This window comes from Pseudomonas sp. 7P_10.2_Bac1, assembly GCF_025465935.1.
Classification (GTDB): Bacteria; Pseudomonadota; Gammaproteobacteria; order Pseudomonadales; family Pseudomonadaceae; genus Aquipseudomonas.
Genome location: NZ_JANLNV010000078.1, coordinates 112,245 through 120,580, shown reverse-complemented (window position 1 = coordinate 120,580; position 8,336 = coordinate 112,245). Strand labels below are relative to the sequence as shown.

At 54.8% G+C, this 8,336-nt stretch carries 9 protein-coding genes; all 9 read right to left on the bottom strand.

The window, feature by feature from the left end; genetic code table 11:
• Nucleotides 1–59 precede the first annotated feature (59 nt).
• The 9 genes from NTD86_RS16565 to NTD86_RS16525 all read right to left on the bottom strand — a co-directional run bounded on the left by NTD86_RS16565 (nt 60) and on the right by NTD86_RS16525 (nt 8,251).
• Nucleotides 60–830 carry a LamB/YcsF family protein gene (locus tag NTD86_RS16565; RefSeq protein WP_262203775.1) on the bottom strand — a complete coding sequence of 257 codons (771 nt, stop codon included), beginning with the start codon at nt 828–830 and terminating at the stop codon, nt 60–62.
• A 16-nt stretch (nt 831–846) separates the two neighbouring features.
• Nucleotides 847–2,166 carry an MFS transporter gene (locus tag NTD86_RS16560; protein ID WP_262203774.1) on the bottom strand — a complete coding sequence of 440 codons (1,320 nt, stop codon included), beginning with the start codon at nt 2,164–2,166 and terminating at the stop codon, nt 847–849.
• A gap of 286 nt (nt 2,167–2,452) precedes the next feature.
• Nucleotides 2,453–2,857, bottom strand: coding sequence for a hypothetical protein (locus tag NTD86_RS16555; RefSeq protein ID WP_262203773.1), 405 nt, complete (start codon nt 2,855–2,857; stop codon nt 2,453–2,455).
• Entirely contained in the window at nt 2,854–4,215 is a 1,362-nt protein-coding gene (gene accC / locus NTD86_RS16550) for an acetyl-CoA carboxylase biotin carboxylase subunit (protein WP_262203771.1), read from the bottom strand. Before accC ends, NTD86_RS16555 begins: the two co-directional genes overlap by 4 nt.
• Nucleotides 4,208–4,645: an acetyl-CoA carboxylase biotin carboxyl carrier protein gene (locus NTD86_RS16545; protein ID WP_262203769.1), complete on the bottom strand. Its 438-nt coding sequence runs from the start codon at nt 4,643–4,645 to the stop codon at nt 4,208–4,210. The genes accC and NTD86_RS16545 overlap by 8 nt, the downstream gene beginning before the upstream one ends.
• Before the next feature lie 39 nt (nt 4,646–4,684).
• Complete coding sequence (locus tag NTD86_RS16540; RefSeq protein ID WP_262203768.1) at nt 4,685–5,641, bottom strand: biotin-dependent carboxyltransferase family protein; 957 nt, start codon at nt 5,639–5,641, stop codon at nt 4,685–4,687.
• A complete protein-coding gene (gene pxpB, locus NTD86_RS16535) occupies nt 5,638–6,345 on the bottom strand; it encodes a 5-oxoprolinase subunit PxpB (RefSeq protein ID WP_262203767.1) in 708 nt (235 codons plus the stop codon). The genes NTD86_RS16540 and pxpB overlap by 4 nt, the downstream gene beginning before the upstream one ends.
• Nucleotides 6,346–6,693: 348 nt before the next feature.
• Entirely contained in the window at nt 6,694–7,227 is a 534-nt protein-coding gene (locus tag NTD86_RS16530; RefSeq protein ID WP_262203765.1) for a winged helix DNA-binding protein, read from the bottom strand.
• Nucleotides 7,228–7,345: 118 nt separating this feature from the next.
• Nucleotides 7,346–8,251 carry a LysR family transcriptional regulator gene (locus NTD86_RS16525; RefSeq protein WP_262203763.1) on the bottom strand — a complete coding sequence of 302 codons (906 nt, stop codon included), beginning with the start codon at nt 8,249–8,251 and terminating at the stop codon, nt 7,346–7,348.
• Nucleotides 8,252–8,336 lie beyond the last annotated feature (85 nt).

The following is an 8,336-nucleotide window of genomic DNA, read 5'->3' as shown; positions in this document are numbered from 1 at the left end:
TACTCATTGTTAAAAAAGCGCCCAATTGAACGTTGGGCGCTTTGCGTGGGGTGAATCAATTACTCAGGTTTGCAGTAGGGTCTGATTCCCACGCCAGCTTGCTCTATGGAGGCTCGAACTTTTTTGATCATTTGCAGAGCACCTGCGGTATCACCATGCACGCAGATTGTGTCGATGGAAACCGGGATACGCTTGCCGGACTGCGTGATAATTGCGCTTTCTTTGAGCATCTGCATGACGCGTGTTGCGGCTTCGTCAGCGTCATGAATCACCGCCCCCGGCTGTGATCTTGGGACCAGTCGACCCGTGTCAAGGTAAGCGCGGTCAGCGTAGATCTCCGTGACGTAGGCCACCCCGGCACTCTCTGCAAGACGCTCCAGTGTGACGCCCGCCATTGTTGACAGAACGAGCTTGTCGTCGAGGGTCTGGATCGTCTCGATCAACGCCTGGGCCGCCATTTCATTGTCTGCCACCAGATGGCCCAAGGCACCGTGCGCCTTGACATGGGTCAGGCGGTGACCGACCGACTTGGCCATCGCCCATGCGGCGCCAATCTGATAAGCCAGCAACTGTCGGATCTCGTCCTGGGAGTATTCCTGGTGCCGGCGGCCAAAAGCCCAAAGATCCGGGTAGCCGGGATGAGCGCCAACGGCGACGCCCTTTTGCTTAGCTTTCGCACAAATGTCCGCCATGATCTTGAAGTCACCCGCATGGAAGCCACAGGCAAGGTTGGCGGTAGTGACAACTTCCAGCATTTCATCGTCTTGGCCCATTGTGTAAGGACCAAAACTTTCACCCATATCGCAGTTTATATCGACATACTTAAGCATGGTGACGCTCCCTTATTCAGTTGGTAAGTTCTTGTCGAGTGAGATCTTTCATATTCATCAGCGCAACAATGGAGATCATTGCCGCAAAGGCTATCCAAAGAGACGGGGACAACGAGTTGCCTGTGTGTTCAACAAGCCACGCACAAATAAAAGGTGTGCTTGCACCGCCAAAAATCGCGCCCACGTTGAAACTCATGGCCATGCCGGTATAACGAACCCGAGTGGGAAACAACTCGCCATACACGGTGTAACCCTGGGCCTGAACGATGGCAAACGGCAAGAAGGCGAGCAGGCAGGCTGCACTGGCCAGGATAAAATTCCCGAACGTCATTAAATACATGGCTATGGGGGTGATTACGACATAGCTGGCATAACCGATGATCATTAATCGTTTACGGCCCACGTGATCGGATATTTGACCGAACAGAGGCATTGCCAGTGCGGCTGCCAATGTAATGCCGGCCATCAGCCAGAAGACCTTGCTCGTTTCATAACCGAGGGTTCGAGTCATATGAATATTTAAATAAACGATACCCAGATAGGCGGTGCAGTTTTGTGCGAAGGCAATCGTTACCGCGAGCACCACTGGTTTTCGATAGTTCTTGAATAGTTCGCGAACAGGGGCTTTTACAACTTCATTGGATTCAACCAGACTTTTAAATTTGGGTGAGTCCTCCAACTTCATTCGTGCCCACAAAGTGAGGCCGATAAAGGGAATGCAGATCAAGAATGGAATACGCCATCCCCATGCCACCATTTCTTCTGGTGTCACAAGGACGCTGATAATGCCGGCCATACCTGCCGCCGTTGAAATACCAATGGCGACGCCCGCGGGGTTGAAAGCGCCGAAGAACCCCCTCCTGTCGGCAGGCGCGCATTCGGATATATAGGTGGCGGCGCCGCTGGCTTCGCCTCCTGCGAAAAAACCTTGCGCCAACCTGCAGGCCACAAGCATTACAGGCGCAATCACTCCCGCCTGGCTGTACGTGGGAAGTATCCCGACGATACCGCTGACAATACCGATGCCCACCACTGTCGTAATCAATGTGAACGACCGTCCTCGACGGTCACCCAGGCGGCCGAAGAAGATCCCGCCCAATGGACGCATGATGAATGCGCTGGCGAAAACGGCGAGTGCGGAAAGGAGAGCCTCAAATGAAGTCATGGCAGGAAAAAAAACTTTCCCCAACGTACTGGCAAGTAAGCCATAAATTGCAAAGTCATAGTACTCAACTGCTGAGCCCATGCCGGCAACGATAGAAGCTTTCCAGGGGGACTGGATTGTTTGTGAACTATCATCATATGAATATTGCAGAACTGCAGATTCTTTTATCATAGGTGTTTATCTCGCCGGAGGTATCCGAGAACTTTTGAGATGTAACCACTAGACAGTAGGGAAAGAGCAGATGCCGAAGCATTAACCCGTAGTAGCTAGTAATTATTGTTTTATTTTTTTCTGTAAGCCACTTTCAACATACACCACCGGTTATCACGGCTATAGCGATTTATTGGGATGAAATGCCATCGCTTTTTTTCATCATTAGAGATTTTGAATGCGTGCAAATACGCGCCACTCAACCGATGGTGGTGTTGTTTTTCGGGTAGTCAGTAATGTTTAAGATTTAAAACAGTGTTGCGATGATATCCCCATAGCCCACCACGTGCGCCGTACCAATCGAATAACTTTTTAAAGTTCCTGAAGTGGGTGGGTATATGGGTATTGCCTGAGTGTCGACAACCACATAGCCAATGATCATGTCGGGTGTCACGGAGTGTCCGCTAAGATCTGTCATGCCCTCGGTAAAGGGATGGTGATGATAAAAAATACCCATCGCCGGGGATTTAATATCTGTGCACTGTTCTATGGAAATCGGGGGAGCCAATAACACTGGTGTTGCAACTTCTAGCGTGGCGTCAATGGCGCCGAATTCCAGACTCAAAGAGTAACTTGCATCCTCATGTACAAACGAGGTGATACTCGATCCCTCAAGTCGCTGGATCAATCGTTGAATGTCGTCAATGGTCATGACATCTGGTTTCCTTCTCGTTCGCTGAGATAGTGCTCCAGGTAATGAATGTTCGCCCCGCCCTGAACGAATTGAGGGGTTTTCAGTATTTCCTGGTGCAACGGAATGTTTGAGTCAAACCCCGCGATAATCAGTTCACTGAGTGCCACTTTCATTCGCTCAATGGCCTGTTGTCGCGTAGCACCATGTGCAATGACCTTGGCGATCAGCGAGTCGTAGTGGCTGGTCATTCTGTACCCGGGCCTGAGGTGGGACTCGATGCGAATACCCGGACCACCTGGTGGGAGCCAGTCACTCACGGTTCCGGCTGAAGGTGAGAAAGTCCATGCATTCTCAGCATTGATACGGCATTCGATGGCGTGACCTGACAGGGAAATCTTGTCTTGAGTGATCGATAGTGGCAGGCCCATTGCCACTCGAAGTTGCTCAGCGACGATGTCGACGCCAGTGACCATCTCAGTGACGGGGTGCTCCACTTGAACGCGGGTGTTCATTTCGATGAAGAAGAACGCTTCATTTTCATACAAAAACTCGAAAGTCCCGGCGCCGACGTAACCAATTGCCAAGCAGGCTTTCACGCACAGCTGGCCGATCCGTTCAATCGAATCCCGGCTGACGCCCGGTGCAGGTGATTCTTCAATCAATTTTTGGTGACGGCGTTGGGTCGAGCAGTCTCGCTCTCCGAGCCAGATCGCATTGCCATGTTGATCTGCCAGAATCTGAATCTCGACGTGACGTGGTGCCTGGAGGAAACGCTCCATGTAGACGACCGGGTTGCCGAAGGCCGCGTTGGCTTCTTCCCGGGTGAGGGTGACAGCGCCCAGCAATTCGGATTCGGCATTGACCACTCGCATACCTCGGCCACCGCCCCCCCCGGCCGCTTTGATAATCAATGGATAACCGACTTTGCGTGCACATTCGAGGATTTCAGATTCCGACTCGGGCACGGCCCCTTCAGACCCCGGCACACAGGGAACACCGGCGGCAATCATGGCCTGCTTGGCGCTGACTTTATCCCCCATGCACGCTATGGCTGCGGACGACGGGCCGATAAAGGTGAGGTCTGCTTCTTCGATAGCCTTCACGAAGTGCGCGTTTTCGGACAGGAACCCATAACCCGGGTGGATGGCCTGAGCGCCTGTGAGTTGAGCCGCCAGAAGGATTCTTTCCTGCAGCAGATAGCTTTTGGACGCTGGGGCAGGGCCGATACAAATCGAGCTGTCAGCCAGTTTCACATGGCGCAGGTCGCGATCAGCTTCTGAATAGACCGCCACGGTTTGCAGGCCCAGGGATTTACAGGCACGCCAGATACGCAGTGCGACCTCACCACGGTTTGCGATCAATACTTTGTCAAACATCTTTCAACTTCCTCACACGATAAATCTGGGTGCCGCGCTCAACCTCTGCACCATCAACCACCAGCACTTCGACGATCTCGCAGGCACACTCCGCTTCGACCGGGTTGAATAATTTCATCGCCTCAATCACTGCCAGGGTGTCGCCTTCGCTGACCTTGCTGCCGATACTTGTGAAGTCAGGCTTTGCGGGTGAGGCGCGCAGGTAGACGATGCCCGACATCGGGGCCACGATCGTGTGTTCATCCGGTTGAGGTGGCAGGGTCGGGACAACGGCCGCTCTGGCGGATGTGAGGGGGGGAGCCACAGCCTGGACGGTGGTCGGGTGCCTGCGGGCGAGGTGAACCTTGGTGCTCCCTTGGGAGTACTTCAGTTCCACGAGCGTCGAGCGCTCGAAGCTATCAATCAATTTTTCCAATTCGTTGCTTTGCATTTTTCGGTTCCACTTTTTTCAGATCAACAGCCCAAAAACTTATCGCCACTGAGTCGCGGTTTTTTCAAACCAGGCACGCCTCTTGACCCCTTCGCCGAGTGCCGTGTCGATGTCGGTCAGCTCGAATCGAATGGCATGCCCCGGCATCAGCTGACCCAGCTTCCAGAGGTCTGCCTCGATGACATTGGCCAGCTTGGGATAGCCGCCGCAGGTATTGGCGTCGACCAACTGAATAATCGGCTCGCCGCTGGTCGGCACTTGCACGGTGCCGGGGACGATGCCGTGGGAGAGCAATTCCCGTTTGACGGTGCGCTTGAGCACGGTGCCTGCCAATCTGTAGCCTTGCCGGTTAGAGCTTCGGTCGACCCTGTAGGGGGTCGTGAAGAATCGCTCCTTGGTGTCCTCCGAGAACTCTTGCCACTCTGCCGAGGGCAAGACCCGGACCGTCGTTCCTGCTTCACTCAGGGCACGCCAATACGTTTGGAGCTCCGGGTCGAACAAGCTCGAGGGGGTGACCGTTGCCTGGCGGCCCGCGGTTGAGCTTCGCAGGCAGTCGCCTTTGCCCAGGCTTTTTCCGCCGAAGCCTCCAAAGGCACCCTTCAGGTCGGTGGAACAGGAGTCGAGTATCTGTTGCGCTTCGATGCCGCCGTCGATGGCCAGGTACACACAGCGGCCTTCTTGGGGAGGCTCGATGACCAGCGTTTCGCCCGCATTCACCGTCAATCGCGACCACGGTGCGTGGCGTTTTTGCTCGATCCGGCTGGTGCTGAGAGCGCCGGTGATGGCAATACAGCGTGTCTCGTTGAAGCGCACCCTGAATGGAAAATTGTTGATTTCAAGGCTGGCTGCTTCGCCTGAGTTGCCGAGCATTGCATTGCCAAGCTCGTAACTGAGGCTGTCCATGGGGCCGCTGCGGCTGACACCGCTGGCGAGGTGACCGATACGGCCTTGATCGACGAGGATATTGAGGGGACCGTTGGAGAGGATTTCCATCATTTCACTTGGCCCTTTGGACGAAACACAAGAGTGTCTCCGGGGCTCAATAGCGCGGGAGGTATTGCCTGGCTGTCAAAGCCATCGAAGTCTGCGTGACCGATGACATGCCAGCCGCAGGGCCCTGCGCACGGGAACAGCGAAGCCTGTTCACCAGCGACGACCACGCTCCCTTTTGGAATCAAGGTGCGCGGTATTTGGCGGCGGGGGACTTCTAATTCGCGGGGCAAGCCCACGAGGTAGGGAAAACCAGGCATCGATCCGATCGCAGCCACGGTGTAAGTCGCCGCGCTGTGCAACGTGACGATTTCATCGGCGCAGAGGCCTGTCTGTTCGGCGAGATAGTCCAGATCCATCCCGCGTTCACCCCCGTAGGTCACCTCAATGACGAAGGTGTTGCCCTTCAGGGGCGCGGGTTGTGTGGTGAGCCACAGATCAGACAGCACTTGCGCGGCCGCATTAGGGTGGATCTTGTGTGGGTCGTAGATGACCAACAGGTTATTAACCCCCGGGACTGTTTCCACCAGCCCTGGGAGGCGGTGCTGATCACGCAGGGAGGTATTTAACGCCCAAAGTCTTTGCTGCAGTTGCTTGTCAAAAGGGCCACAGGACACGTCCAGAAGCAGGCCGTCGGTGCCGGCCAGCGAGATTCGCACAGCGGTATCAAAGGCGTGTGACGTTGCTAAATGAGGTTCAAAAAGAGTCATGGCTATTCCAAGTGCAGGTGCTCATCGAACGACAGGTGCCGTGCGAGGCTTGATGCATGGAGCAAGCCAACGTTTACGATTTATAGGTGTTTTGTCATCGTTTAGTGCTTGAAATGATTTTGAGTGAATTTAACTAATTGAAAATAATGAAAATAATGAAAAAAATAAAAATTAATTAGTGGTGTTTTCGCGGCGAAAAGTGACAGGAGAGGGAGTTGTCCGGGGCGATTGGCTCGCTCGGCAATGCTACCTAAGGGAGCAAGCTCGCTACAAAAGGTAACATCGCTTCGATGTGTTCGAGACTCGCAAGAGAAAGGCAATCGAGCCTGTGGCGAGGTGGTTGGTGAGTCAAACCAGCGAGGATGCGGCACGGGCCGCCTGATCATAAGTGCCTGACATTTCCCTTAGCGTACGGGCCGTCGCGCTGAGTTTTTCGACAAGGTTTTGATCGATGCTGGGGACCAGGCATTTGGTGCGCACGGTAACGTACCGCTCGACCAGCGCCAGGCCTTTTTTCGTGGGGCTGTAGAACACTTCTTTGCCGATCTTTTTGGAGGTAATCAGTTGGCTCCCCGAGAGCTTGCGCAGGGAGTAAGACACGATGTGGGTATCTGCAAAATTCAACGTGAAACAGATATCCGCCAGTTTCTTCTGTTTGCCACGGTGGCAAATATGATTCAGCACCATGATGTCGACCATGCCCAGGTCAGGTGCTCCGGCCGCGCTCATGCAGGAGGTGGCCCACCGGGAAAACGCGTTCCACGTCAGGATCATACCGAACTCAAACTCCGACGCCGGCACTTGCCCTTCTACCACCAGATGGGCAGACGCAACCAAGGGACCGTTGAGGTCGGATTCGAGCTGAGAAAGCGTGTCGGACATATATCCTCCGTAATGACAAAGACTCAATCGAAGAGCCATCGGTTCACGCGGCAATCTACCATAGCTGTTCGCGGGCAGGCGTTGCAGGTCGCCATGGCGGCCTTTAAGCGTGGCGGGATCAAAGCATGAGGAACGGCGTGTCGTAATCCACCACCTTCAGAGCCATTTCTCGCAAAACACCAATGACCGGCCTTGTATCGTCCTGCCTCCAGTAAAAACGGTAATCCAGCTTTTGAAGGGGCGTGTTGCTGGGAACGGGGATCACGGCCTGGTTTTGCAGCATGGGTTTCAGCCAGCCACGGGGCAGGTAACCGATGGCGACACCGGCAGAGATCAAGCCCGCTATGGTTGCCATGCTATTAGACTCGATCACATCACAGGCGACCGCACCTGACTCGCGCCGCCAGTCGTCGAACAAGCGGGTCGAACCGGCGTGCGGGGCCATGGTGACCACGGGCAGTTCCCCAACCAGTTCTTCGACCAGCCGCCCGGGCTGAGTGACATCGTGTCCCGCAACCCAGATGTATTCCGCCTGAGCCAGCAGAACGGATTGCAGGGCGGGATGGGATGAGGGGCGCGCGATGATGGCGGCATCCAGTTTGCCACTCAGCAGGCTGTTTTCCAGCTCTACGCCGAGGTTCACATAGGGTTCGAGTTTGAGCTGGGGATGCCGTGCGCGTAGTACTGACACCAACTTGGGCAACCAGGAAGAGGCGGCAATTTCGCCAACCCCGAATCGACAACGGCCCTGAATGGCTTCGGCGGCGCCGACAGACGCAGCCACTTCGTCGGCATGATTCAACAGTGCCTTGGCGCGGGGCAAAAAGGCTCGTCCATCTGCCGTCAGAACGGCTCGGCGCCCATCCCGATTGAACAGTGGTCGCTTCAACGCCGTTTCGAGTTCGACCAGGCGTTTGGAGAGAGACGATTGCGAGATATGCAGCTTTTCGGACGCGATCGCGAAGCTGCCGCACGTCGCGGCCCAGTAGAACGCTTCCAACTGTTTAAAGGTCATCTGACTCATCGCTTTCTTCGAACATTTAAGTCTTCTTAAATTCGCTTTTTACATGCTGAGCCTTCTCCTAGAGTGGCGTCAATGCGCAGGTGAT

Bases quoted from the DNA above. Each gene is read 5' to 3' on its own strand.
- NTD86_RS16565 (WP_262203775.1), bottom strand. From the start codon at position 830: ATGCTTAAGTATGTCGATATAAACTGCGATATGGGTGAAAGTTTTGGT.
- NTD86_RS16560 (WP_262203774.1), bottom strand. From the start codon at position 2,166: ATGATAAAAGAATCTGCAGTTCTGCAATATTCATATGATGATAGTTCA.
- NTD86_RS16555 (WP_262203773.1), bottom strand. From the start codon at position 2,857: ATGACCATTGACGACATTCAACGATTGATCCAGCGACTTGAGGGATCG.
- accC (WP_262203771.1), bottom strand. From the start codon at position 4,215: ATGTTTGACAAAGTATTGATCGCAAACCGTGGTGAGGTCGCACTGCGT.
- NTD86_RS16545 (WP_262203769.1), bottom strand. From the start codon at position 4,645: ATGCAAAGCAACGAATTGGAAAAATTGATTGATAGCTTCGAGCGCTCG.
- NTD86_RS16540 (WP_262203768.1), bottom strand. From the start codon at position 5,641: ATGATGGAAATCCTCTCCAACGGTCCCCTCAATATCCTCGTCGATCAA.
- pxpB (WP_262203767.1), bottom strand. From the start codon at position 6,345: ATGACTCTTTTTGAACCTCATTTAGCAACGTCACACGCCTTTGATACC.
- NTD86_RS16530 (WP_262203765.1), bottom strand. From the start codon at position 7,227: ATGTCCGACACGCTTTCTCAGCTCGAATCCGACCTCAACGGTCCCTTG.
- NTD86_RS16525 (WP_262203763.1), bottom strand. From the start codon at position 8,251: ATGAGTCAGATGACCTTTAAACAGTTGGAAGCGTTCTACTGGGCCGCG.